This is a genomic window from Microbispora sp. GKU 823 (assembly GCF_002027145.1).
Taxonomy (GTDB): domain Bacteria; phylum Actinomycetota; class Actinomycetes; order Streptosporangiales; family Streptosporangiaceae; genus Microbispora; species Microbispora siamensis.
On sequence record NZ_MWJN01000011.1, the window covers coordinates 28476 to 52342 of the forward strand.

General features: G+C 71.3%; 24 protein-coding genes, 3 pseudogenes and 1 riboswitch. Of the genes and pseudogenes, 17 read left to right on the forward strand and 10 right to left on the reverse strand.

Annotated features, from left to right (window positions below; all coding sequences use genetic code 11):
• Positions 1 to 121: 121 nt before the first annotated feature.
• A complete protein-coding gene (locus B1L11_RS08550; RefSeq protein ID WP_079313985.1) occupies positions 122 to 1354 on the reverse strand; it encodes a PAS domain-containing sensor histidine kinase in 1233 nt (410 codons plus the stop codon).
• 188 nt (positions 1355 to 1542) lie between these two features.
• Complete coding sequence (locus B1L11_RS08555) at positions 1543 to 2949, reverse strand: MFS transporter (protein ID WP_079313986.1); 1407 nt, start codon at positions 2947 to 2949, stop codon at positions 1543 to 1545.
• A gap of 122 nt (positions 2950 to 3071) precedes the next feature.
• Between B1L11_RS08555 and B1L11_RS08560 the strand changes: the two genes are divergently transcribed.
• The 5 genes and pseudogenes from B1L11_RS08560 (at position 3072) to B1L11_RS08575 (ending at position 7554) form a co-directional block, all read left to right on the forward strand.
• Positions 3072 to 3872, forward strand: a complete 801-nt coding sequence (locus tag B1L11_RS08560; RefSeq protein WP_256862342.1) for a LysR family transcriptional regulator — start codon at positions 3072 to 3074, stop codon at positions 3870 to 3872.
• A complete protein-coding gene (locus tag B1L11_RS50105) occupies positions 3803 to 3976 on the forward strand; it encodes a hypothetical protein (RefSeq protein WP_256862343.1) in 174 nt (57 codons plus the stop codon). Before B1L11_RS08560 ends, B1L11_RS50105 begins: the two co-directional genes overlap by 70 nt.
• A gap of 180 nt (positions 3977 to 4156) precedes the next feature.
• Entirely contained in the window at positions 4157 to 4606 is a 450-nt protein-coding gene (locus tag B1L11_RS08565; protein WP_079313987.1) for a helix-turn-helix transcriptional regulator, read from the forward strand.
• Positions 4607 to 4611: 5 nt separating this feature from the next.
• A complete protein-coding gene (locus B1L11_RS08570; protein ID WP_079313988.1) occupies positions 4612 to 5022 on the forward strand; it encodes a VOC family protein in 411 nt (136 codons plus the stop codon).
• A gap of 148 nt (positions 5023 to 5170) precedes the next feature.
• A pseudogene (locus B1L11_RS08575) lies at positions 5171 to 7554 on the forward strand (ATP-binding cassette domain-containing protein).
• A 165-nt stretch (positions 7555 to 7719) separates the two neighbouring features.
• Here the strand turns inward: B1L11_RS08575 and B1L11_RS08580 are convergent.
• A complete protein-coding gene (locus B1L11_RS08580; protein WP_079313989.1) occupies positions 7720 to 8184 on the reverse strand; it encodes a helix-turn-helix domain-containing protein in 465 nt (154 codons plus the stop codon).
• A 130-nt stretch (positions 8185 to 8314) separates the two neighbouring features.
• On the opposite strand from B1L11_RS08580, the gene B1L11_RS08585 reads away from it, so the two are divergent.
• The gene (locus B1L11_RS08585) at positions 8315 to 9187 is read left to right on the forward strand and encodes an aldo/keto reductase family oxidoreductase (RefSeq protein ID WP_079313990.1); all 873 of its coding nucleotides are present in this window, start codon (positions 8315 to 8317) and stop codon (positions 9185 to 9187) included.
• Between the two features lie 164 nt (positions 9188 to 9351).
• Here the strand turns inward: B1L11_RS08585 and B1L11_RS08590 are convergent, their stop codons facing one another.
• Complete coding sequence (locus B1L11_RS08590; protein WP_218670977.1) at positions 9352 to 9666, reverse strand: hypothetical protein; 315 nt, start codon at positions 9664 to 9666, stop codon at positions 9352 to 9354.
• A 109-nt stretch (positions 9667 to 9775) separates the two neighbouring features.
• Between B1L11_RS08590 and B1L11_RS08595 the strand changes: the two genes are divergently transcribed.
• From B1L11_RS08595 to B1L11_RS08620, 6 genes are all read left to right on the forward strand, one after another.
• Positions 9776 to 10705 carry an alpha/beta hydrolase gene (locus tag B1L11_RS08595; protein WP_079313991.1) on the forward strand — a complete coding sequence of 310 codons (930 nt, stop codon included), beginning with the start codon at positions 9776 to 9778 and terminating at the stop codon, positions 10703 to 10705.
• Positions 10706 to 10738: 33 nt separating this feature from the next.
• Entirely contained in the window at positions 10739 to 11194 is a 456-nt protein-coding gene (locus tag B1L11_RS08600) for a GbsR/MarR family transcriptional regulator (RefSeq protein WP_079313992.1), read from the forward strand.
• Positions 11195 to 11202: 8 nt separating this feature from the next.
• Positions 11203 to 12015: a class I SAM-dependent methyltransferase gene (locus B1L11_RS08605; RefSeq protein WP_079313993.1), complete on the forward strand. Its 813-nt coding sequence runs from the start codon at positions 11203 to 11205 to the stop codon at positions 12013 to 12015.
• Between the two features lie 182 nt (positions 12016 to 12197).
• Positions 12198 to 13043 (forward strand): metalloregulator ArsR/SmtB family transcription factor, encoded by an 846-nt coding sequence (locus tag B1L11_RS08610; protein ID WP_079313994.1) that lies wholly within the window; start codon positions 12198 to 12200, stop codon positions 13041 to 13043.
• Positions 13040 to 13639, forward strand: coding sequence for a dihydrofolate reductase family protein (locus B1L11_RS08615; protein ID WP_079313995.1), 600 nt, complete (start codon positions 13040 to 13042; stop codon positions 13637 to 13639). The genes B1L11_RS08610 and B1L11_RS08615 overlap by 4 nt, the downstream gene beginning before the upstream one ends.
• Positions 13640 to 13735: 96 nt before the next feature.
• Entirely contained in the window at positions 13736 to 14341 is a 606-nt protein-coding gene (locus B1L11_RS08620; protein WP_079313996.1) for a dihydrofolate reductase family protein, read from the forward strand.
• A 111-nt stretch (positions 14342 to 14452) separates the two neighbouring features.
• Here the strand turns inward: B1L11_RS08620 and B1L11_RS08625 are convergent, their stop codons facing one another.
• The 6 genes and pseudogenes from B1L11_RS08625 to B1L11_RS08650 all read right to left on the reverse strand — a co-directional run bounded on the left by B1L11_RS08625 (position 14453) and on the right by B1L11_RS08650 (position 20272).
• Positions 14453 to 15496, reverse strand: coding sequence for a zinc-dependent alcohol dehydrogenase family protein (locus tag B1L11_RS08625; protein WP_079313997.1), 1044 nt, complete (start codon positions 15494 to 15496; stop codon positions 14453 to 14455).
• Between the two features lie 145 nt (positions 15497 to 15641).
• Complete coding sequence (locus tag B1L11_RS08630; RefSeq protein ID WP_079313998.1) at positions 15642 to 16766, reverse strand: MFS transporter; 1125 nt, start codon at positions 16764 to 16766, stop codon at positions 15642 to 15644.
• Positions 16767 to 16940: 174 nt separating this feature from the next.
• Positions 16941 to 17288: a helix-turn-helix transcriptional regulator gene (locus tag B1L11_RS08635; RefSeq protein ID WP_079314071.1), complete on the reverse strand. Its 348-nt coding sequence runs from the start codon at positions 17286 to 17288 to the stop codon at positions 16941 to 16943.
• 115 nt (positions 17289 to 17403) lie between these two features.
• Positions 17404 to 18093 (reverse strand): CHAP domain-containing protein, encoded by a 690-nt coding sequence (locus B1L11_RS08640; RefSeq protein ID WP_079313999.1) that lies wholly within the window; start codon positions 18091 to 18093, stop codon positions 17404 to 17406.
• A 14-nt stretch (positions 18094 to 18107) separates the two neighbouring features.
• Positions 18108 to 18241, reverse strand: a riboswitch (cyclic di-AMP (ydaO/yuaA leader).
• A 208-nt stretch (positions 18242 to 18449) separates the two neighbouring features.
• Positions 18450 to 19289, reverse strand: coding sequence for a HAMP domain-containing sensor histidine kinase (locus B1L11_RS08645; protein ID WP_256862344.1), 840 nt, complete (start codon positions 19287 to 19289; stop codon positions 18450 to 18452).
• 327 nt (positions 19290 to 19616) lie between these two features.
• A pseudogene (locus B1L11_RS08650) lies at positions 19617 to 20272 on the reverse strand (response regulator transcription factor).
• A 156-nt stretch (positions 20273 to 20428) separates the two neighbouring features.
• Here B1L11_RS08650 and B1L11_RS50110 point away from each other — a divergent pair.
• The 5 genes and pseudogenes from B1L11_RS50110 to B1L11_RS53775 all read left to right on the forward strand — a co-directional run.
• Positions 20429 to 20974 (forward strand): hypothetical protein, encoded by a 546-nt coding sequence (locus tag B1L11_RS50110; RefSeq protein ID WP_143737124.1) that lies wholly within the window; start codon positions 20429 to 20431, stop codon positions 20972 to 20974.
• Positions 20971 to 22035 (forward strand): efflux RND transporter periplasmic adaptor subunit, encoded by a 1065-nt coding sequence (locus B1L11_RS46615; RefSeq protein ID WP_256862345.1) that lies wholly within the window; start codon positions 20971 to 20973, stop codon positions 22033 to 22035. Before B1L11_RS50110 ends, B1L11_RS46615 begins: the two co-directional genes overlap by 4 nt.
• Entirely contained in the window at positions 22032 to 22808 is a 777-nt protein-coding gene (locus tag B1L11_RS08660) for an ABC transporter ATP-binding protein (protein WP_079314001.1), read from the forward strand. Before B1L11_RS46615 ends, B1L11_RS08660 begins: the two co-directional genes overlap by 4 nt.
• Positions 22805 to 23692: an ABC transporter permease gene (locus tag B1L11_RS08665; protein ID WP_306291617.1), complete on the forward strand. Its 888-nt coding sequence runs from the start codon at positions 22805 to 22807 to the stop codon at positions 23690 to 23692. The genes B1L11_RS08660 and B1L11_RS08665 overlap by 4 nt, the downstream gene beginning before the upstream one ends.
• Positions 23686 to 23781 (forward strand): annotated as a pseudogene (locus B1L11_RS53775) (ABC transporter permease); the annotation flags it as partial. The gene B1L11_RS08665 and the pseudogene B1L11_RS53775, both read left to right, overlap by 7 nt.
• Between the last annotated feature and the right edge of the window lie 86 nt (positions 23782 to 23867).

Sequence of the window (23867 nt, forward strand, 5' to 3'; positions counted from 1 at the left end):
GCGGGCCGGCCCCGGCCCAGTGGCCGATCACGGCCGCTGTATGTGTCGCAGGCGAAGGCCGCGCGGGTGGAGCTCGCCGGGGTTCCTCCGGGAGGCCCTCGCCGGGTGAAGGGACGCTTCCTCAGGGGCGTCTTTCAGCGGCGTCATCTCCGCAGCACCGCTCGCCGGCGAGTGGGAGACGCAGGACGAGGCGGGCTCCGCCGTGGTGTTCGGCGACGTACAGCCGGCCGCCGTGCTCCTGGGCGATCTCCCGCGCAATGGACAGGCCGAGCCCGGACCCGCCGGGATCCCGTACGCGGGCCTCCTCCCGGCGGTAGCGGCGCTCGAAGACGCGTTCGCGGTCCTCCGGCGGGATGCCGGGGCCGTCGTCGAGGACCTCCAGAACGGCGTCGGGAGGATCGGCGGTGACCACGACCTCGATCTTGGTGTGGGTGTGCCGCTCGGCGTTGGTCATCAGGTTGCCCAGCAGGCGGGCGAGGCGGATCGCCGAGGCGCGTACGTACACCTGCGGGTCGAGGCGGGTGAGGACGGTGGCGCGAGGGGTGCGGCGGTCCAGTTCCTCGCTAACGAACTCGGCGAGGTCGATCAGCTGCTCGTCCTCGTGCGCCTCGCTGTCCAGGCGGGCGAGGTCGAGCAGGTCGGCCACGATGTCGTTGAGCCGTTCCGCGTCGCGCAGCAGCTTGCGCAAGATCCGCTGCAGGTCGATGCCGGGTTCGGACAGCGCGACCTCCAGCTCGGTGAGCAGCCCGGTGATGGGGTTGCGCAGGTCGTGGGAGGCGTCGCTGACCAGCCGCCGCTGCCGTTCGATGGCCTCGCGCAGGGCGGAGGTCGTCTCGCGCTGCTCCCGGTGCGCCCGCCTGAGCTGGTCGTTGAGGGTCTGCAGTTGCAGGGCCAGGGAGTCCTGCTCGCCGCCCGCACCGGAGCGCCGCAGCGCGCGGACGAAGTCGGTGACCTCCTCGCTGCTGAGGACGATCCAGCGGACCTCGCCGTGCGGGCCGAGCACGGGCGTGTTGACCGTGCTCCAGTACCGCTCCTCGAACACGCCGGGCCGGCCCGCCGCCTCGATGTCGTACCTCTGCAGGGGCATGAAGTCCCGGCGGCGGGTGGTCACCACCTGCTCCAGGGAGTTCCGCAGCATCCGCGCACCCTGCTGCTCGGCGTCCTGCGGCGCCACCGGGTTGGGCGGGAAGACGTCGAACAGGTTGCGGCCCAACACGTCCTGCGGGCTGCGCCCCGCCAGTTCGAGACAGGCGTCGTTGACGGCGAGCACGACGAAGTCGGCGGTCAGCAGCATGGACGGGGCTTGGCTGGCCCTGAACACCGCCTCATAGTCGATCTCTGACCTCGTGACCACGGTGCAGCCCTTCCCACACCCCGTCTTTAGCTCCCGCAGTCGGCATGACTCCCGGCCGCCCGTCCCGCGGCCCTGCTGTCTCCCATTCCCGGGAGGCTGCTTGTCAACGGGCTACGGCCCCGAAACGGCGACGGAAAAGGCGATGAACGCGCCCGCGGCGATCGCGAGGACCGCCTACGGGCGGTGCCTCACCCGGCCGTGCGCCGGGCCGCCCGCTGGGCTGCCCGCGCGACGGCGACGGCCGCCGCGGCGCAGACCACGGCAGGCACGACCAGCGCGTACGCCGCGCCGTGGTGTCCCTGGTCGGAGACGCCGACGGTCACGAACGCACCCGTCACGGCGACGCCGATCGTGGCGCCGCACTGCCGGGCCGCGTTGAGCAGCCCACCGGCCACGCCGGCGGAGCCTTCGGGAGCCGCGGTCACGATCAGAGTGGCCAGGGCGGGCAGCGCGAACGACACACCGAAACCGGTGGCCACCAGCCCGGCCAGCAGGATCGGGTAGGAGGCGCCCGCCCAGACGGCCGCGCCGAACGCGACGCCGCCGGCCGTGAGCAGGCCGAGCCCCGCCAGCACCGGCGGCCTCGGCCCGGACCTGGCGACGATCCTGCCGGTCAGCAGCGGATTGACGGCGAAGGGCAGCGTCATGGGCAGGAGCGCCGCCCCGATCTGCCCCGGCGTCAGGCCCAGCGCCTGCTGGAAGAGCAGCGGCAGTACGAACAGCACCCCGCTCATCGCGAAGTTGACCGCCGCCCCCGCCAGCAGGGCGCCGGGGACGCCGGGTGTCCGCAGCACGGCGGGCGCCAGCACCGGGGCGTGGCCGCGCCGCTCCCGTACGGCGAAGGCGCACACCGCCACGGCTGTGGCGGCCGCCGACCAGGCGGCGTGGACGAAGGAGTGGGCGCCGAGCGCGATCAGTGTGTCGGTCAGCAGCGCCACCGCCGCGCAGGCCAGGATCTGGGCGGCCCAGTCGATACGCCGGTCGCCGCGCGGGCAGCGTACGGCCGCTCCGGCCGTGAGCGCGAGGGTGACGGCGGCGAGCGGGACGTTGACCAGGAAGATCACCCGCCAGCCCGCGAGGTCGGTCAGCGCTCCCCCCGCCACCGGACCGGCCACGAGCGCGGCGCCGCTGGTCGCCGCCCAGACGGCCACCGCCTTGGCCCGCTCGGCGGGCACCGGGTACAGCCGGGCGATCATCGCCATCGACGCGGGGACGCACCCCGCCGCCGCCAGGCCGAGCAGCGCCCGCAGGCCGACGAGCGCCCACAGCGACGGCGCGAACGCGCTCAGCAGGCTGCCCAGGCCGAAGGCGGCGACGGCCACCCGGAACACGCGGTGCGCGCCGTACCGGTCGGCCACCGACCCGGCCGTCAGCAGCGCGGCGCCGAACACGAGGGTGTAGCCGGTCACGGTCCACTGCAGCCCGGCGACGCCCGCGCCGCCGAAGGACCGGGCGAGGTCGGGCTCGGCGACCGACAGCACGGTGGTGTCGAGCAGCACCATGAAGTAGCCGAGCGCGATCCCGGCCAGCGCGCGGCCCCGGGCGGGTGCGGGCCGTACGGGTGGCGCGGCCGGGGCAGAGACGGGGGACGTCATCAAGGGATCTCCAGAAGGTAGACAACCTGGGCCCACTGTGGAGCCCGCCGCCGTACGGCTCCACCGGCCCGGCCGCACGGAGCGTTCGGAATAACCGAACGCTCCGGGCCCGTTCGGGGGGCATGGAACTGCGGCAGTTGCGCACCTTCGAGGCGGTTGTGGCACATCGGACGGTCACCGACGCCGCCGTCGCCCTGGGTCTCGCGCCGTCGTCGGTGTCGGAGCAGATCAGAACGCTGGAACGGGACCTCGGAGTCGCGCTGTTCGAGCGGGGTCCCCGGGGGATGCGCCTGACCGCGGCCGGTGAGCGCCTGCGCGGCTGGGCGCGCCGCCTGCTGGACCAGGCCGACCAGGCCCGGCGCGACGTCGTGGAGGCCCGCCCGGTGCTGCGACTCGGCGCCCTGGAGACGATCGCGGCCGTGTACGTGCCCGCGGTCCTGGCCCGGCTGGCCGAGCGCCGTCCCGACCTCGTGGTGGAGGTGCGGTCAGACGGGGCCCGCGACCGTCTCCTCGACGCGGTCGCCGCCGCGGACCTCGACGCGGCGCTGCTGCTCGACACCGGGCAGGACCTGGGCGGGCTCGGTTTCGGCGCGCCGGACGCGCCGCTGGCCTTCCTCGACCTCGATCCCGTGCCGCTCGCGCTGGTCGCCGCGCCGGACCATCCGCTGGCCGCCGCGTCACGGCTGCGGGAGGAGGACCTGTACGGCCAGCGGTTGCTGGTCAACGTTCCGGCCTGCTCGTTCTGGCTGGCGGGGGAGCGGCTGCTGGGCGACCGGGTGGAGCGGGTGCGGGCGGGCGGCGTGCCGGTCATGCGGGCGTGGGCCGAGCGCGGCCTCGGGATCACGCTGCTGCCGTGGTTCGCGGTCGCGACCAGGTCGCCGCCGGCGCGCTCGCCCGGCTCGCGCTGGACGTCCCCGGCCTGAGCCTGCGCCTGGTGTGGCGGGCCGACCGTGAGGCCCTCCCGGGCATGCGCGAGATCCTCTACGCGAGCGCCGCCGCCGAAGCGGTCCAGGAGCGTGCCGGCTGACCGGCGGCACCGGGCGGCGGCCGGGCCGCCGAGCACCTGCGCGATCTCTTCTCGCATGCCGTGATCTCAGGAGGACTCCAGTCGCGTGGCGTCGCGGCGGCCAGGACGCGCCGCAGGTCAGGCAACGGGGGCGGGTCGCCGGCACGCTGAATTGTCGGTGGCGCGACGTACGATTCTCGCGTGAGCAGCAGACCCGCCTCGGCCCAGCACCTGCGCGACCTCGCGCTGCTGCGCCGGGTCCGTGACCGGATCGACCGGGAGTACGCGCAGCCGCTGGACGTCGAGGCGCTCGCCCGCGGCGTGAACATGTCCGCGGGGCACCTCAGCCGCCAGTTCCGGCTCGCCTACGGCGAGTCGCCCTACAGCTATCTCATGACGCGGCGGATCGAGCGCGCGATGGCACTGCTGCGTCGCGGCGACCTGAGCGTGACCGAGGTCTGTTTCGCAGTCGGCTGCTCGTCGCTGGGCACCTTCAGCACGCGCTTCACCGAGTTGGTCGGTGTGCCGCCCAGCACCTACCGGCGCCAGGCGGCGGGCGCCACGGCCGGGATGCCGCCGTGCGTGGCGAAACAGGTGACCAGGCCGGTCAGGAATCGAGAAGTCCCGGTCACCGAGCCGCAGCTAGCGTGAGTGCCATGGACGTCACCATTCACTCGGCCTTCCTCCCGCACGACGACGCGGACGCGGCCCTGGCCTTCTACCGCGACGTCCTCGGTTTCGAGGTCCGGGGCGACGCCGGTTACGGCGGGATGCGCTGGATCACGGTCGGCCCCGTCAACCAGCCCGGCACGTCCATCGTCCTTTACCCGCCTGGCGGCAATCCCGGGATCACCGAAGACGAGCGTCGCACCATCGCCGAGATGATGGCCAAGGGCACCTACGCCATGATCACCCTGGCCGCCGAGGACCTCGACGGCTTCTTCGACCGGCTTCAGGCCGACGGCGCCGAGGTCGTGCAGGAGCCGATCGAGCAGCCGTACGGGGTGCGCGACTTCGCCGTCCGCGATCCCGCCGGCAACCTGATCCGCATCAACGAGCTGCGCTGAGCCGGCCACGCCCCGACCGCTGGTCCGCGTCCGCCCGCACCGGCGAGAGGACCAGACGTACTGGTCAGAGCTGGTTAGATCGAGCCTGGCGACGCCGACGGGACCGCGAAGGCGGCCCCCACCTGATCAAATGGAGAACACGATAAGCATGGCCACGAGGACGGACGCGCAGTCCCCTGCGCCGCACGTTGCCGACACCCACGACCTGATTCGCGTGTACGGCGCGCGCGAGAACAACCTCAAGGACGTCAGCATCGAGATCCCGAAGCGCCGGCTCACGGTGTTCACGGGTGTCTCGGGCTCGGGCAAGAGCTCGCTGGTGTTCAGCACGATCGCCGCCGAATCGCAGCGGCTGATCAACGAGACCTACTCCGCGTTCGTGCAGGGCTTCATGCCGACGCTGTCCCGTCCCGAGGTCGACGTGCTCGACGGGCTGACGACCGCGATCGTCGTCGATCAGGAGCGGATGGGCCCCAACCCCCGCTCCACGGTCGGCACCGTCACCGACGCCAACGCCATGCTGCGCATCCTGTTCAGCCGGCTCGGCCGGCCGCACATCGGCTCGCCCCAGGCGTTCTCCTTCAACGTCGCCTCGGTCAGCGGAGCGGGAGCGGTCAAATTCGAGCGCGGCGGCAAGACCGTGAAGGAGCGGCGCGAGTTCAGCGTCACCGGCGGCATGTGCCCGCGCTGTGAGGGCATGGGCCGGACCTCCGACATCGACCTGTCCCAGCTGTACGACGACTCCAAGTCGCTCAACGAGGGCGCGCTCACGATCCCCGGCTACAGCGTCGACGGCTGGTACGGCCGCATCTTCAGCGGATCCGGTTTCTTCGACCCGGACAAGCCGATCCGCGAATTCACCAAGAAGGAGCTCCACGACCTGCTCCACAAGGAGCCGACCAAGATCAAGGTCGACAACATCAACCTCACCTACGAGGGTCTGATCCCGCGGATCCAGAAGTCGATGCTGTCCAAGGACAAGGAGGCGTTGCAGCCGCACGTCCGGGCGTTCGTGGAGCGGGCGGTGAAGTTCATGACCTGCCCCGAGTGCGGCGGCACCCGGCTCAGCGAGGCCGCCCGGTCGTCCAAGATCAAGGGGATCAGCATCGCCGACGCCTGCGCGATGCAGATCAGCGACCTGGCCGACTGGGTCCGCGGCCTCGACGAGCCCTCGGTCGCGCCGCTGCTCACGACGTTGCAGCAGCTCCTCGACTCGTTCGTGGAGATCGGGCTGGGCTACCTGTCGCTCGACCGGGCGTCGGGCACGCTGTCGGGCGGCGAGGCGCAGCGCGTCAAGATGATCCGCCACCTCGGCTCCTCGCTCACCGACGTCACCTACGTCTTCGACGAGCCCACGACGGGCCTGCACCCTCATGACATCCAGCGGATGAACGATCTGCTGCTCCGCCTGCGGGACAAGGGCAACACGGTGCTGGTCGTGGAGCACAAGCCGGAGATGATCGCGATCGCCGACCACGTCGTCGACCTCGGCCCCGGCGCCGGTACGGCGGGCGGCATGGTCTGCTTCGAGGGCAGCGTCGAGGGGCTGCGGACCAGCGGCACCATCACCGGCCGCCATTTCGACGACCGGGCCGCTCTCAAGGAGACGGTGCGCAAGCCCACCGGCACGCTGGAGATCCGCGGCGCGACGGCGAACAACCTGCGCGACGTCGACGTCGACATCCCGCTCGGGGTGCTCGTCGTCGTCACCGGCGTCGCCGGCTCGGGCAAGAGCTCGCTCATCCACGGTCGATCCCCGCAGGCGCGGGCGTGGTGTCGGTCGACCAGGGCGGCATCCGCGGCTCGCGGCGCAGCAACCCGGCGACCTACACCGGACTGCTCGACCCGATCCGCAAGGCGTTCGCGAAGGCCAACGGCGTGAAGCCGGCGCTGTTCAGCGCCAACTCCGAGGGCGCCTGCCCCACCTGCAACGGCGCCGGCGTCATCTACACCGACCTGGCGATGATGGCCGGCGTCTCCACCACCTGCGAGGAGTGCGAGGGGAAGCGGTTCCAGGCGGCGGTGCTGGAGCACCGGCTCGGCGGGCGCGACATCAGCGAGGTGCTCGCGATGCCGGTGACCGAGGCCCAGGAGTTCTTCGGCTCCGGCGAGGCGCGCACGCCCGCCGCGCGCGCCATCCTCGACCGGCTCGCCGACGTCGGGCTGGGCTACCTCACCCTCGGCCAGCCGCTCACCACGCTGTCCGGCGGCGAGCGGCAGCGGCTCAAGCTGGCCACGCACATGGCCGACAAGGGCGGCGTCTACGTCCTCGACGAGCCGACCGCCGGCCTCCACCTCGCCGACGTCGAGCAACTGCTCGGCCTGCTGGACCGGCTGGTCGACTCCGGCAAGTCGGTCATCGTGATCGAGCACCACCAGGCGGTCATGGCGCACGCCGACTGGATCATCGACCTGGGTCCCGGTGCCGGTCACGACGGCGGCCGGATCGTCTTCGAGGGCACCCCGGCCGACCTCGTCGCCGCCCGCTCCACCCTCACCGGCGAGCACCTCGCGGCCTACGTCGGAGCCTGACCCAGGCCGTCCCGTAACAACGTGCAACGCCGGCCGCTTTGAGGAGAGCCGCCCCGGTCCGGGGCGCAGGCCGGCCGTGGCGGGCGTGCGGGCGGGTCCGGGGCGGCCGCCGACCCTACGAACCCAGCACCGTCATCGTCGTCGAGCCGCCGCTGGTCATCGAGGTCAAGGCAGCTCCTTGGTGCAGGCGGTGCGGGTGTCGTACGTCGCACGGTTGGCGAGCACATCGTCCATGTGCGTCTCGGCCCAGGTCTTGATGCCGCGCATCAATTGGTGCAGTGAGAGACCGAGGTCGGTCAGCTCGTAGGTGACCGTGACGGGCACGGTCGGCGTCGCGGTGCGGGTGATCAGACCGTCACGCTCCAGGGAACGCAGCGTCTGAGTGAGCATCTTCTGGCTGACGCCGGCCAGCTGGCGGGACAGCTCCGAGTAGCGCATCGACCGGGGCTCGCCGGCACAGTCGGCGCCCGGCTGAGGCGAGCCGCCGCCGCTGCCCAGCGCGGCCAGGATCAACGTGACCCATTTGTCGGAGATCCGGTCGAGCAGCTTGCGGCTAGGACACGCCGCCACGAAAGCGTCATATTCCGCCTTGGCCTGTGCCCTCTTCTGGGCCGCCGTCATCGTCGCCATGGACCGCTCCTCCAACCCGTGGGTGGCTTACGCACTCGAAAGTGCCTACTTCCCGTCAGGAAGTTACGTGTCAATACTGCAGCAAGGGCCCGTGAGGCACCACCACCAGCTCGACACGAAAGACAGAGGCATGAGCACGCTCTCCACATCGCTTCCCGGCGGCACCTGGACCCTCGGCGACCTGACCGTCACCCGGTTCGGCTACGGCGCCATGCAGCTCGCCGGTCCCGGGGTCATGGGCCCGCCCGCCGACCGCGACGGCGCACTCGCAGTCCTCCGCGAGGTCATCGACCTCGGAATCACCCACATCGACACCGCCGCCGCCTACGGGCCGCGCGTGACCAACCAGCTGATCCACGAAGCGCTGCGCCCATATCCAGAATCGCTGCACATCGTGACCAAGGTCGGCGCGATTCGCGACGAGCACGGCGGCTGGCCTCCGGCCCGGCAGCCCGAGGACCTGCGCCGCGCCGTACACGAGAACCTTGAAACCCTCGGCCTCGAGGTGCTCGACCTGGTCAACCTCCGGCTCGGCAACGCCCAGGGACCCCAACCTGGCTCGCTCGCCGAACCGTTCGAGACGCTCGTCGAACTCCAGCGGCAGGGCCTGATCCGCCACCTCGGAGTCAGCAACGCGACGGCGGAACAGGTCGCCGAGGCACGGGCGATCGCGCCGATCGTGTGCGTGCAGAACATGTACAACCTCGCCTACCGCCAAGACGACGAGCTGATCGACGAGCTCGCCGAAGAGGGCATCGCCTACGTGCCCTTCTTCCCGCTCGGCGGCTTCAGCCCGCTGCAGTCCTCGGCGCTGTCGGCCGTAGCCGCCCGGTTGGATGCGACGCCGATGTCTGTCGCCCTGGCCTGGTTGCTGCAGCGGTCGCCGAACATCCTGCTGATTCCCGGCACCTCGTCGGTGGCGCACCTGCGCGAGAACGTCGCCGGCGCCGGACTCTCGCTCTCCGACGAGGAACTCGCCGAGCTGGACAAGATCGGCCGCTGACGGGGTATCCCCGGGTCCACTGCTCGCGGCAGACGCGCCGGACACGCCAGGGCGTCCCGACGAGTCCCGCGCACCGGTACCCGCGAGGGCCTGGCCCGCCGCCACCACCGCGTGGTGGCGGCCCCGTGGTGTCGATGCTTGCGCCGTCGGGCGTGGGGTCGTGCTCAGCGGTGATGCGGGCGGAGGTCTCCTCGCCCAGGCGTACGTGGCGGCCGAGGCTGGCCAGGTGCTGGAGGCGGGACTTGGCCTGCGGCTCGGGGATGGCGCAGACGTCGGCGGCCGGAGGCAGGAGCGCGCCGGTCGGCCAGGAACACCGGCCCGGTGGTGCGGCTGGAGAGCAGGCGGGGCAGCAAGCGGGCGGTGGCGGTGGCCCAGTGCACGTACTCGATCGCGCCGCCCTTGGAGACCACGCGGGCGCGGCGGAACTCGGGGTCGAGGTCTTCGACGTCGAGGGACAAGATCTCTTCGGCCCGGGCCACCGTTTCAACCGACGGCCGCCACCCCTCTTCCTGTACAGCCTTCCAGGTTGACATTGCTAGATATTTCAGTCATGTTTGAAATAACTAGCCAGGGAGTGCGGAGCAAGCCATGGAACACGTGACCTTCAACAGCCTCGGCACCCGCTGCGCGGGCGATCTCTACCTGCCCGAGACGAGCGACCCGGTCCCCGGGCTGGTGCTCGGGCACAGCGGGGTGATGGTCAAAGAGGCGCTGGCGTTCTTCGCTCCGTACTTCGTCAAGGCCGGCTTCGCGGTGCTGGCCATCGACTACCGCACGGTCGGCTCCAGCGAAGGCGAGCCGCGCGGCCTGGACTACCCGGAGCGGCAGGTGGAGGACTTCCGCAGCGCCGTGTCCTACCTGCAGACCCGTCCCGAAGTGCAGCCGGAGCGGATCGGGGTGTGGGGGGTGAGCATCGGCGGATCGGTGGCGGCCCAGGCCGCCGTGCTCGATCGGCGCATCAAGTGCGTCGTCGTGCAGAGCCCCAGCGTGTGGAACGGATGGCGGTACATGGAACGCCTCCTCGGCCGCGCCGGTGTCCACGCGCTGCGCGACCAACTGCAGCAGGACTGGCAGCGGCGCTACGAAGGCGGGCAGAGCGCTCGCGTGCCGCACCTGACGCTGGAGGGCGACAGCGTGAAGGACACCCCGGACATGTCGACCCGCCTGTTTCCCACCTACCGCAACGAGAAGACCCTCGACTCAGCCGAGCACCTGCTCACCTTCGCACCGGAGAACCTCATCCACCGGCTTGCACCGACGCCGCTGCTGATGATCGCCAACGGCGGCTGGGATCCGTACCACATGCTCGAGGAGGCGCAAAGCGCCTTCGCCAAGGCGGGCGAGCCCAAGCGGCTCGCGGTGCTGCCCTACGACGTGCTCGGCCTCTACACCGGCCCGGGCCTGGAGGAGGCGATGGCGCTCGCGATCGACTGGTTCGACCTTCACCTGCGCAGGACCCGGCTCGCGGACATCACCCCGACACCCACCTACGAGTCGGTGGCCGCCATGACACAGTGAACCGGCACACGATCGACAACGGAGGATGCGACGATGAGCGCTGAGGAACAGCAGGACCGGCTGCTCCGCTGGGTGGAACGGGTGGCCGCCTTCTGCGTCGAGGAGTGGGGGCTGCCGCCCATCACCGGACGCATCCTCGGCTGGCTCATGATCTGCGATCCGGCCGAGCAGTCCGCCGGCCAGATCGCGGAGGTCATCCAGGCCAGCCGGGCCTCGCTCACCTCGAACATGCGCTTCCTCACGGCCATCGGCCTGGTCAAGAAGGTGAGAAGGCCCGGGGATCGCACCTCCTACTACCGCATCGAAGACGACGCCTGGCAGAAGGTCATCCAGCGCAAGCTCGAAAGCCTGAGCGCGTTCGGCGAGATCGCCGACGAAGGGCTCGACATCGTGGGCGGCGAGGGGCACCGCACCGAGCGCATCAAGGCCGCCCACGACTCCCTGACGTGGCTGCAGAACCTCGCGGCCCGCCATCCGCTACGCCGTTAAGGAATCCCATGCACCGCTGGCAACCCGAACTCGGGCTGATCCAGGAAACGCTGCTGCTCACTCTCCACGCCAGAGCCCTGGACGCCGGGCAGCCCAGCCCGATCCTCGGCGATACGCTCTCCGCCGACCTGGCCGCCAACATCGATTACGACTTCGGCAAGCTGAAGGTCAAGCCCAACCTCGTCCTCACCACGGCACTGCGCGCCAAGAAGCTCGACGAGGTCGTCCGCGCCTACATCGCCGCTCATCCCGGATGCGTGGTGCTCGACCTGGGCTGCGGCCTGGACACCAGGATGTTCCGCTGTGATCCCCCGCCCGGCGTCGACTGGTACGACATCGACTTCCCGGAAGTGGTGCACCTGCGGGCCGAATGTCTGCCCGGACGTTCCCACCTGGTCGGCGCCGACCTCACCGGCTCCGACTGGCTTACAGCCATCCCCGGCGACCGGCCTGCGATGATCGTCGCCGAGGGGCTGCTCCCCTTCATGCCCGGCGACTCCTTCCAGACGATGACCCGCGCGCTGGCCGGCCATTTCCCTTCGGGCGAGCTCGCGCTCAACGGCTACACCCGCTTCGCGGCCTGGGCCATGAAGTACCACCCGACCATCAAGGCACTCGGCATCAAAGCCGCCCAGGGCTTCGACGACCCACACGAACCAGAGTCCTGGGACGCCGGCCTCGAACTGATCGAGGAGCAGATCCTCACCCGAGCACCGGAAATAGCCCGGTTCCCGCAACCCCTACGCGCGCTGACCCGTCTCACCGCCCGCAGCACGGCCTTGTCTCGGCAAGGGGCACGCATTCTCCGCTACCGGTTCTGAGGCCCGTGCGGGCGGCGGTTGCGACAAGCGGCGTTCCTTCAGCTTGTGGACGTCGGAGCGCCGCCGACTGGGACAGACCCGGCTGACGCATCGGCTCGACCGGCGGCAGAGCACGGCTACGACGACACTTCGCCGAAGATATTCCTTGACACGAATATTCTCTATGGCGAATACTCTTCCTCGTGGACGTACTCCTCACCGCGCTGGCCGACCCGGCCCGATGGCGGCTCGTGAGTCTGTTGGCCGAGCGGCCCCGGCCGGTCGGCGTCCTGGCCCAACTCGCCGAGGCACGTCAGCCGCAGACGACCAAACACCTGCAGACCCTTGAACGCGCCGGCATCGTCACCTCCCGGCGCACCGGTCAGCGCCGCATCTACGCGCTCCGTTCCGAGCCCCTGCGGGAGCTCGCGGCTGCGCTCAGCCGGCTCGCCGACACCGCGGACCGGGTCGGCGGCCCACGCGAGACCTACGATCGCTACGGGCTCAGCCTCCACGAAGAGCGGCTCGCCGCAGAAGGGCCGGGATGGGCCGACGGCCGCTCGTTCGGGTTCCACCGGTCGCTGGCGGGGCAGCCCGAGCTGGTCTGGCGCCATCTGACCGACGCCTCCCTGCTCGCCCGCTGGTGGACGCCCGACGACCTGCGCGTCTCCGAGCTCGTGTTCGAGGCACGACCGGGCGGACGAATCGCGCATGAGTACCGCGACGCCGAGGACACCGACGGTTTCGACCACATCGCCGGGCGCGCGGAGGGAGTCGTCGACGAGGTGCGCCCCTATGAGCACCTCGCCTACCGGCTCTCCCCACTGCTTCCCGAGGGCGGCCGGGCCTTCACCGCCCGCCTCGACCTCGACCTCAGGCCCACAGGCACCGGCACGGACCTCGACGTCCGCTTCCGCATCACCGACAGCACCGTCGAATCCGCGGACTTCATCGCAGGCATCGAGATCGGCTTCGGCCAGAGCCTCGACAAGCTCGCGGCGACCCTTGCCCCGAATGCACACGACACCGATACAAGGAGCACGCAATGACCAACTCGACCGGCCGCAGAGTGACCGCGAACCTGAGTCTCACCCTCGACGGGCGTTACCACGGTCCCGGGGGGCCCGGCGATTTCGCTGCGTTCGCTCCCTACGTGATCACCGAGGTCGCGCGAGACCAGATGAACCGCATCTGGGAGGGCGCGACGACGGCGGTGCTCGGCCGGATCAACGCCGAGGGATTCATGGGGTACTGGCCATCGGTCGCGGAAGACGAGAACGCCGACCCGCGTGACCGCGGATACGCCAAGTGGCTGGTCGACACCGAGAAGGTGGTCTTCTCGACCACCTTGACCGAAGCGCCGTGGGAACGCACCCGCATCGTGAACGCCCCCGTCGCCGATGTCGTCACCGACCTCAAGGCCACCGGCGGAGGCGACATCCTCGTCAACAGCAGCGTCAGCGTCATCAAGCCGCTCCTGTCGGCGGACCTGCTCGACCGGCTGTATCTCATGATCTTCCCTCAGATCGCCGGAGGCGGGGGACGCCTGTTCGACGACGGGCTGCCGGCGACGAAGTGGACGCTCACCCACCAGGAGACCGGAGAGCTGGGCGAGATCGCCATGGTCTACGACCGAGTCCGCTGAGCAGACCGATCAGCACAGATCGATCAGGGCGGGCCGATCAGCGCCCGGTCGGCGCCGCCCCGAACCGAGTGGACGTGTCCAGGCAGGAGAACGCACATGAGCAAGGTGATCATCGGTGCGGCCGTGTCCGCGGACGGTTTCATCGCCGACCGGAACGACGGCGTGGGACCGTTGTTCGACTGGTACTTCAACGGCCCCCAGGAGGTGCCTGTCGCACCGCACCAGTACCGGCCGAAGGGCGGCTACCGGCCGGCCGCCGCCAGCGCCGATTTCCTCCGCGCCACCTGGGCGAGCGTCGGTGCGACCATCATGGGACGCCGTCTGTTCGACCTCACCGACGGCTGGGGCGGCAAACCCGCCGTGGGCGACCATGTCTTCGTGGTCACCCACCGTTCCCCCGGCGACTGGCCGAGCCGCCACCCCGGCGCCCCGTTCCACTTCGTCGGGGACCTGAAAGAAGCTGTGGCGCGTGCCAAGCAGGCGGCCGGCGACCGCGACGTCTCCCTGCCTGCGGGCGATCTCGCCGGACAGGCGATCTCTGCCGGGCTGGTGGACCAGATCGACATGTACGTCGTTCCGGTCCTGCTCGGCGACGGGATCCGGTTCTTCGGAGAGCACAGGGTTCCCATGACGATGTTGGACAACCCGCGTATCGTCCAAAGCGACCGGGTCACCCACATCAGTTATGACCTTCGCGCATGAGGATCGCCCCCACCGCGAGCGCCCCTGACCAGGGCGTGGGTGATGGCGAGGTCGACCCCGGCACCGAGCGGTTCGCCGCATGAAGGTGCGGCGAGCAAACCGCAGTGGAACTCAGGGTTTGATGAGGACCTTGAGGCTCTTGCGGTCGGCCATGTCCCGGTAGCCAGCCGGGACGCCGTCCAGGTCGGTGGTGGCGTCGAAGACCTTTCCCGGTTCGATGGTGCCGTTCAGGATGTCGGGCATCAGTTCTTCGATGTAGGCGCGGACCGGCGCGGGTCCTCCGGAGAGTCGGATGTTGTGGCGGAACAGGCCGCTCATGCCGATCGGCGCATCTTCGTACTGCGGGACGCCGACGCGGCTGATGACGCCGCCAGGGCGGACGACGCCGAGGGCCTGCCGGTAGGCGGGCATGGTGCCGACGGCCTCCAGGACCACGTGCGTGCCGTGCCCGCCGGTGAGCTCGCGGACCGCCTCGATGCCTTCCTCGCCCCGGGCGGAGACGACGTCGGTGGCGCCGAACTCGCGGCCGAGGTCGGTGCGCGCCTGGTGGCGTCCCATCAGGATGATCTGTTCGGCGCCAAGGCGCTTGGCCGACAGCACCGCCAGCAGGCCCACAGCGCCGTCACCGATCACGGTGACGCGGGTGCGCGGGGTGACGCCGCCGGCCACGGCGGCGTGGTAGCCGGTGCCGAACACGTCCGAGAGTGTCAGCAGGGACGGCATGAGGGCCGAGTCCGCTTCCACGGGGAGCTTGACCAGGGTGCCGTCGGCGAGCGGGACACGGACCGCTTCGGCCTGTCCGCCCTCGTCGGACAGGCCGTCGAAGAAGGTGGCCTGCGGGTGAGCGCAGGAGGTGTGCAGGCCCTCGCGGCAGAAGTCGCAGGTGTTGTCGGAGATGGCGAACGGCGCGACGACCAGGTCGCCCCGTTTGAGGGTCGTCACCTCGGAGCCGGTGTCCTCGACGATGCCGATCAACTCGTGCCCCATCCGGGCAGGGCCGTCGTCTGGCTTCATCGAGCCGTAGGGCCACAGGTCGCTGCCGCAGATACAGGACGCGGTGACGCGGACCAGCGCGTCGGTGGGCAGCTTGACGACCGGGTCCGGCACCTCCTCGACCCGGACGTCGCCGGCGCCGTACATCAAGGTTGCACGCATCGAAATGCTCCATTCTCAGATGGTTGTGTGTCTCACGTGGTGGCGGAGAGCGCAGCCCCGGGCCGTGGCCGCGAACGGGTTCCAGCGTTGTGGCTCCTTGCCGCCTTCCCCGAGCTGACCTGGCCATACACCCGGTGGCGGAGATCTAGTGGACGGGTGCGGCGACGCGGCGCCGCTGGAGCAGGGCGATCGTGATCGTGGGAATCAGGGTCAGTGCGGCGACGGCGGTGCCGACCGCAGCGGGTCCGGTGGTCTCCAGGGACGAGTCGAGGGCGCGCCCGGCGATCCAGGTGCCGACGGCGGTGCCGAAATTGAACGCCGAGACGCTCAGGGCGGACGCCAGGGTGGGCGCCTGACCGGCGAAGCGAACCGACATGGAGATCAGCACGGGATTGGCGCCGAGCCCGGAGAACCCCAGCAGCACGACCAGAACGACCATGGCCCAGGCCTGCCCGGACAGCAGGCAGATCGCCGGCAGCAGGACCGTGGTGCCCGCGGCCGCCGCGATCGTCGTGGTGTGCGGGCGGGCGTCCCCGAGCCGGCCTCCAGCCAGCGAGCCCGCCAGGGCTCCGGCGCCGAAGCCGACGAGCACCAGCGGCACGAGCCCGGCCGCGATACCGGTCCGGCCGGTCAGCAGCGGCGCGATGTAGGAGTAGGCCGAAAGCACCCCGCCGGTCGTGGTCGCGCAGGCCGCCAGCACCAGCCACAGGCGCCCCCTGCGCAGAGCAGCCACCTCCGACCGCACCGACACCGCCCGGTGATCGCCGCCATCGTGCGGGACGGTGCGGGCGATCAGCCCGGCAGCCGCCACCGCGAGGATCGCCAGCGCCCAGAACGGGCCCCGCCAGCCCACCAGTTGCCCGGCGAACGCGCCGAGAGGCACCCCGACGACGTTGGCGAGCATGCCTCCGGCACTCACCAGACCCAAAGCTCGGGAGCTTGCCCCAGGGCCCGCGGTACGGCCGGCGGTCACGTTGGCCACCGCCCAGAACGCCCCGGTCGCCAGCGCCGTCACAAACCGTGCTGCCAGGAGCAGCGCGAAGCTGGAGCCGACCGCGACGACGAGATGCCCGGCCGCGAACACGCCCAAGGCGAGCATCAGCGTCAACCGCCTGGGCAGCCGCAGCGTCAGCATCGCCATCGACGGCGCGCCGATGATCATGCCGGCCGCGAACACCGTGATCAGCAGTCCCGCCTCGGGTACGCTCACCCGCAGGTCGCCGGCGATCTCCGGCAGCAGGCCCGCGACCACGAACTCGGTCGTGAGCATCAAGACCGGGCACCGCCTCCGAGGACCGGCTCAAACTCCTCGCCAGCCTGGCAGCCACCCAGCCCCAGGCAACCCGACCCCAGGCAACCCATCCCACCAACCAGCCGCGCTGAGCTTGCGAGCCGGTCGCGATCATCCGCCTGACAGGAGCCGTCGCCTCCGGCACCCGCCGTTTCACGGACGGGCGTCGTCCCGCAGGCGGCGCTCCCGCCTGCCGCGGGCGAGTTCGGTGCCCAGGGCGTCCAGGCGCTGGTTCCAGAAGCGGCGGAAGTGGTCGAGCCAGGTGTCGACCTCGCGCAGCGGCGTGGGATCGACGGCGTACAGGCGCCGGGTGCCCTCGGCCCGGACCGTCGTGAAGCCGCTTTCCCGGAGCACGCGCAGGTGCTGCGACACCGCGGGCTGGGAGATCCCGAACTCCTCCTGCACGATCGCGCCGATCTCTCCGGCGGAGCGCTCGCCCTCGGCGAGCAGTTCCAGGATCCGGCGGCGCACCGGATCGCCGAGGACGTCGAACGCGTGCATGCCGCCAGGCTCGCAGCCCGCGCTCTTGTAGGTCAATTTGCGGCAGTCGGGCGGCTTTCGGCGGGGACGGCGAAGCGCGCCGGGATCACCGGCGCGCTTCAGGGGCCGTCGTCTCTCAGGAGGAGGCGGTGGTGGTGGACGCGGAGGTGTCCGCGGGGTACATCGGGTAGCCGTACCCGGCCACCTGCCAGGTGGGACGGGTGCGGGCCTCGACGGCGCCGCCGTCGCCGGTGTTGCCCTCGATGGTCCGGATCGTGCCGTCGCCGTTGTCCTTGACGACGAAACCGACGTGCTGGACGTCGTCGATGTCCTTGCTGCCGTTCCAGTTGAAGAACACCACCGCGCCCGGCTTGGGCGTGTGGCCCCAGCGGCCGTGGTCGGCGAACCACTGGGCATGCTCCACCGTGTAGGCGTCGGAGCCCATGACCGGCGCGATGCCGAGCTGCTGGCCCACCCAGGAGACGAACATGTCACACCAGGGGGCGTTCAGGTAGCCGTCGATCGTGCCGCCGTCGCGGGCGAGGGTCTCGCGGGCACGCGGCGTGGACATGTACCAGTGCTGGAACTTGGTTCCGCCGCCGTTGGCGTTCTCGCTGATCCCGACCTGGCTCCTGGCCAGGTTCAGCACGTCGGCCGCGCTGACCTTGGGCAGCGTGGAAGCGATCTCGGCCATGGACTTCGCGGCCGCCGGGCCCTTGCCGGTGGCCGGGTTGTCCGCGTGCGCGGCCGGCGACGCGAGCAGCACGGCCGAGGCGAGGGCCCCGCCCGCGAGGGCAGCGCGAACACAGGTGTTGAGGACGTGCATGGTGGGGCGTACTCCCTTACTTCCATGCCGCCTACCGGGTTAGCTGACGGGTTCGGGCTGGAAGTCGCCCTACGGCAGGTATGCCGATTCACCCCAGGAGAGGTGGGTCCCCGGCTCCGCGCGGACGCGGACTCGGCGGCCGGGCGGCAGGCCGGGATCGGCTTGCCGCGTCGGTCTGAGGAGGGCTTCTTGACCATTGAGATGAGCAAGTGCGCCCTGAGCTGCCTAAAACGTAATAGACCAGGTCAAACCGGTCAAGTTAGAACAACCCAGATTTTACTGGTCAGTAGGGAGCAAACCCGGCAGGGCCGGGTAACCGGCCGCAGAGCGATCATCGATTGCAGGAGAACCCCGGCTCACCTCGGCAGGCGTACGGTCACCGCCAGGCCGCCCTCCGGCCGGGCGAGCGCCTCCACCCCGCCGCCGTGCGCCACGGCGATGGCCCGGACGATGGACAGGCCCAGCCCCGCCCCCCGGGCGGAGCGGACGCGGTCGCCGCCGAGCCGCCGGAACGGCTCGAACAGGTCGTCCACCTCGTACGGCGGGACCAGGGGCCCGGTGTTCTCCACCGTCACGCTCACCCCGGCCTCGTCCTCCCGCAGCCGGACCCAGACCTCTCCGTCGCGCACGTTGTACTTGATCGCGTTCTCCAGCAGGTTGACCAGGCAGCGTTCGAGGAACAGCGGGTCGCCGTGCACGACCGCCGGGCACAGGTCCTCGTGGACGACCACCTTCCTGCGGCGCGGCTGCAGGTCGATCTGCTCCATCGCCATTCGGACGATGTGCCGCAGGTCGACCGGCTTGCGGGCGGTCAGCTCCTGCTCCGACTGCGCCAGCATGAGCAGGCCCTCGATCAGCCGCTCATACCTCGCGTTGGTGCCGAGCAGCGCGCGAGCCAGCGCCTTGAGGTCCTCCGACGCCGCGGGCTCCTCCAGCGACACCTCCAGGACCGTACGGTTGACCGCGAGCGGGGTGCGCAGCTCGTGGGAGGCGTTGGCGATGAACCGGCGCTGGGCGTCGAACACCCGGTGCAGCCGGTCGAGCATCGCGTCGAAGGTGTCGGCGAGACGCTTGATCTCGTCCTGCGGGCCGCGCAGGGCGATCCGCTCGTGCAGCGTGCTCTCCGACAGCCGCTGCGCGGTCTCGGTCACCCGGTCGAGCGGGCGCAGCGCGCGGTCGGCCACCAGGTAGCCCACGGATCACCGCGACGGCCCCGACCAGGACCATGACGATCACCGACGACCTGAGCACGTCGCTCAGCACGTCGGCCGCCCCCTGCTCGACGTTGGTGCGCACCCGCTGCGCGAGCAGGTCGCTGTCGGGCAGCCTGCCCCCCAACATGGCATCGGGGGCGCCGGTCACCTTCGACGCCACCGCCACCACGAACCGCTGGTTGAGCGCCCGCGCGGTCAGCAGGTGGGTGAACCACAGCAGCACCGATCCCGCCAGGAAGAACAGCCCGCCGTACAGCAGGGTGAGCCGCGTCCGCAGGCCGAGCCTGCTCCACAAGGACAGGACACGGATCACAGCCGATACCCCCGGCCCGGCACGTTCTCGATCACCGGCGGCTCGCCCAGCTTGCGGCGCAGCGAGGTGATCGTGACGCGCAGCACGCCCGTGCCGGCGTCGGCGTGCTCGTCCCACACGTTCGCGCGCAGCCGGGCCGAGGTCACCAGCCCTCCGCCGGCGCGCATGAGCTCGTGCAGCACGTCGAACTCCTTGCGGCCCAGCGCCACCTGCCGCCCGTCCCGCGTCACCGTACGGCGGGCCGGGTCGAGCCGGATCCCGGCCCGCTCGATCACCGCAGGCACCGCCCGGGGCGAGCGCCGGGCCAGCGCCCGGATCCGGGCCACCAGCTCGGCGAACGCGAACGGCTTGACCAGGTAGTCGTCGGCGCCCAGAGACAGGCCCCCGACCCCGGTCCCGCACCCGCCCGGCCGCCGTCCAGCATGAGGATGCGGCTCGCCCCACTGGCCGTGACCAGCTCCCGGCACACGTCGTCGCCGTGCACCTCGGGCAGGTCGCGGTCGAGCACGACCACGTCGTAATCGACGTAGGCGGCCAGCTCGAGCGCCTCCTGACCGTCGTAGGCCACGTCCACCGCGATGGCGTGCAGCCGCAGCCCCCGGGCGACGGCCTCGGCCAGCTGTTCCTCGTCCTCGACCACGAGCACCCGCATCCCAACCTCCCGCTCGGCTCCGAGAGTGGCGCAGTCGGTGTTAGCCGCGGATAAGCGGATCTCGCTTATCCGCGTTTAGCACCGCCTCCGCTGAAGTTGGGCCCCGTCCCGGGCGAACGCCCCGGATGAGAAGGAGCGACAGAGGAGGAACGACCCATGCGCTTACGACCGCTGCACCCCCTGGGCCCGGCACTGGGGCCCACACTGGGTCTCACACTGGGGCTCGCACTGGCGCTGACCGGCTGCGGCGCGGCCCCCGCGGACGACGGGATCGCCAGCGCGGGCGGTGCCACGTCGGGCGCCACGGCCAGGCCGTCGGCGTCGGCCACCGTGGACCGCCAGGAGGCCCAGCTCAAGTTCGCCCAGTGCATGCGCGAGCACGGCGTGGACGTGCCCGACCCCGATCCCGACGGCCGCGTCCGGATCATGAGCAAGAAGGGCGACGAGGCCTCGATGCAGAAGGCCATGCAGGCCTGCCAGCACTTCATGAAGGACGCGGTCGGCGACAAGCTCGGCGGCGACGATCCCCAGGCGCGCGACCGGATGCTCAAGTTCGCCCAGTGCATGCGCGAGCACGGCGTCGACATGCCCGACCCCGAACCCGGAAAGGGGCTCCAGGTCAAGATCAAACCGGGCCAGGAGAAGGCGATGGAAGAGGCGCAGAAGGCCTGCGAGGAGTTCGCGCCGGGGAGGAAGCCGTGAGGAAGGGCCTGGTGATCGCGGGCGCCGGAGTCCTCGCCCTGGCCGCCGCGGGAACCGCCGTCGCCGTGGCGGGCGGCGACGGCGCCGGCGCGGCCGAGCCGTCTTCGCCCCCCGTGCCCGCCACCGCGTCGGTCACCCGCCAGGACCTGGTCGACACCAAGACCGTGGAGGGGTCGCTGACCTACTCCGGCGCGCGGCAGGTGAGCACCGACGCCTCCGGCACCGTGACCTGGGTGCCCGCCGAGGGCGCGGTCGTACGGCGCGGCCGTGCGCTGCTCAGTGTCGACCGCAGGCCGGTGGTCCTCATGTACGGCTCGCTGCCGATGTACCGCCCGCTGCGGCAGGGCGTCGACGACGGCCCCGACGTCGAGCAGCTCGAACGCAACCTCAAGGTCCTCGGCTACGGCGACGATCTGACCGTGGACGACCACTTCAGCTACGCCACCTACCTGGCCGTCAAGGAGTGGCAGGACGACGCCGGGCTGCCCGAGACCGGACAGGTGGACGCCTCCCAGGTGGTCTTCCTGCCCGCCGCCGCCCGGGTGACCGACGCCAAGGTCGAGATCGGCGACAGGACCACCCCCGGTCGTCCGGCCCTCACCGTGTCGGGCGTACGGCGGCTGGTGCACGTGGACCTGTCCACCGACGACCAGTCGCTGGCCAGGAAGGGCGCCAAGGTCACCGTGGAACTGCCCGGCGGCGAGCGGGTCACCGGGAAGATCACCACGGTCGGCACGGTGGCCGAGGCCGTCCCCTCCGGACAGGGCCAGGACGAGGGCAGCACCATCGACGTCGACATCACCCTGAGCAAGACCCCGAAGACCCGCCTCGACAAGGCCCCGGTCGAGGTGGAGCTGGTCAGCGAGCGGCGCGAGAACGTGCTGGCCGTGCCGGTGGAGGCGCTGCTGGCCCTGCGGGAGGGCGGCTTCGGCGTCGAGGTGGTCGAGGGCGCCTCCACCCGCGTGGTCCCGGTCGAACTCGGCGCCTTCGGCAGCGGCATGGTCGAGATCACCGGCGCCGGGCTCGCCGAGGGCATGAAGGTCGGGGTGCCCGCCACATGAGCATCCCGCAGCCCGAGCAGCCCTACGTGGTGGAGCTGCGCGAGGTGACCAAGGAGTACGGCGGCGGCGTACGGGCCCTGCGCGGGGTGGACCTGCTGGTCGAACCCGGCGAACTGGTCGCCATCGCCGGGCCGTCCGGCTCCGGCAAGTCGACCCTGCTGCACCTGATCGGGACCCTGGACCGGCCCACCACGGGCACCGTACGGATCGCCGGGCACGACGTGGCCGGGCTTTCCGACCGCGAGCTGTCCGCGCTGCGCGCCCGCCACCTGGGCTTCGTCTTCCAGCAGTTCCACCTCGCGCCCGGGGTGAGCGCGCTGGACAACGTCGCCGACGGCCTGCTGTACACCGGCACGCCGCTGCGGGCGCGGCGGGAACGCGCCGCCGCCGCGCTGGAGCGGGTGGGCCTCGGCCACCGGCTGGGCCACCGCCCCAACCAGCTGTCCGGCGGCGAGCAGCAGCGGGTGGCGGTGGCCCGCGCCGTGGCGGGCGACCCGCCGCTGCTGCTGGCCGACGAGCCGACCGGCAACCTGGACTCGGCGGCGGGCGCCGAGGTGCTGGGCGTCCTGCGCGACCTGCACGCCGCCGGCACGACGATCGCGGTCATCACCCACGACCCCGAGATCGCCGAATGGTGCCCCCGGCAGGTGCGCGTACGCGACGGCCGCGTCGTCGCCGACGCCGGGGCGGGCGCCGGGCGCCGCCCTCCCGGAGCGAACCCCAAGCTGCCGGATGCCGAAACCGCGGGGGCGGCGAAGGGAGCGCCACGATGAACCGTCAGCGGCTGACCCCCGCCAGGCTCGGGCCGTCCGACGTCCTGCGGACCGGCGCGGCCGGGCTGCGCACCCGCCCCGCGCGGGTGGTGCTGTCCGCGCTCGGCATCGCCATCGGCATCGCCACCATGATCGCGGTGCTGGGCATCTCGTCCTCCTCCCGCGAGCAGTTGCTGCGCCAGCTCGACCGGCTCGGCACCAACCTGCTCACCGTCGCGCCGGGGCAGACGATGTTCGGCGAGGAGGCCAAGCTGCCCGTGGAGGCGCTCGGCATGGTCCGGCGCATCGGACCGGTCCGCACGGCCTCGGCCACCGGCACGGTCGACACCACCATCCGCCGCACCGACCGCATCCCCAAGGCCGTGACCGGCGGCATCGCCGTCCAGGCCGCGACCGCCGACCTGCTCACCACCCTGGAGGGCCGGGTCGTCAAGGGTGCCTGGCTGAACGCCGCCACCGAGGCGCGGCCCGCCGTCGTGCTGGGCGCCAAGGCCGCACAGCGGCTCGGCATCACCAGGATCGGCGTACAGGTCTGGATGGGCGAGCGGTGGTTCACCGTCGTCGGCGTCCTGGGCCCGATGCCGCTCGCCCCGGAGATCGAGCGCTCGGCGCTCGTCGGTTCCCGGCCGCCGAGAAGTACCTTGGCTTCGACGGCCACCCGACGACGATCTACGAGCGGTCCGCCGAGGAGTCGGTGGAGGCCGTACGTGCCGTGCTGCCGCGCACGGTCAATCCGGAGAACCCGGAGGAGGTCACGGTCAGCAGGCCCTCCGACGCGCTGGCGGCCCGGGCGGCGGCCGCGAGCGCGTTCACCAACCTGCTACTCGGCCTCGGTGCGGTCGCGCTGCTGGTCGGCGGGGTCGGCGTGGCCAACACGATGGTGATCTCGGTGCTGGAGCGGCGCAAGGAGATCGGCCTGCGCCGCTCGCTGGGCGCCACCCGCGGGCAGGTGCGCCTGCAGTTCCTCGCCGAGTCGCTGCTGCTGTCGGCGCTCGGCGGGATCGCGGGCGCGGTGCTGGGCGGCCTGGCCACCGCCGGCTACGCGCTGTCGCGCGACTG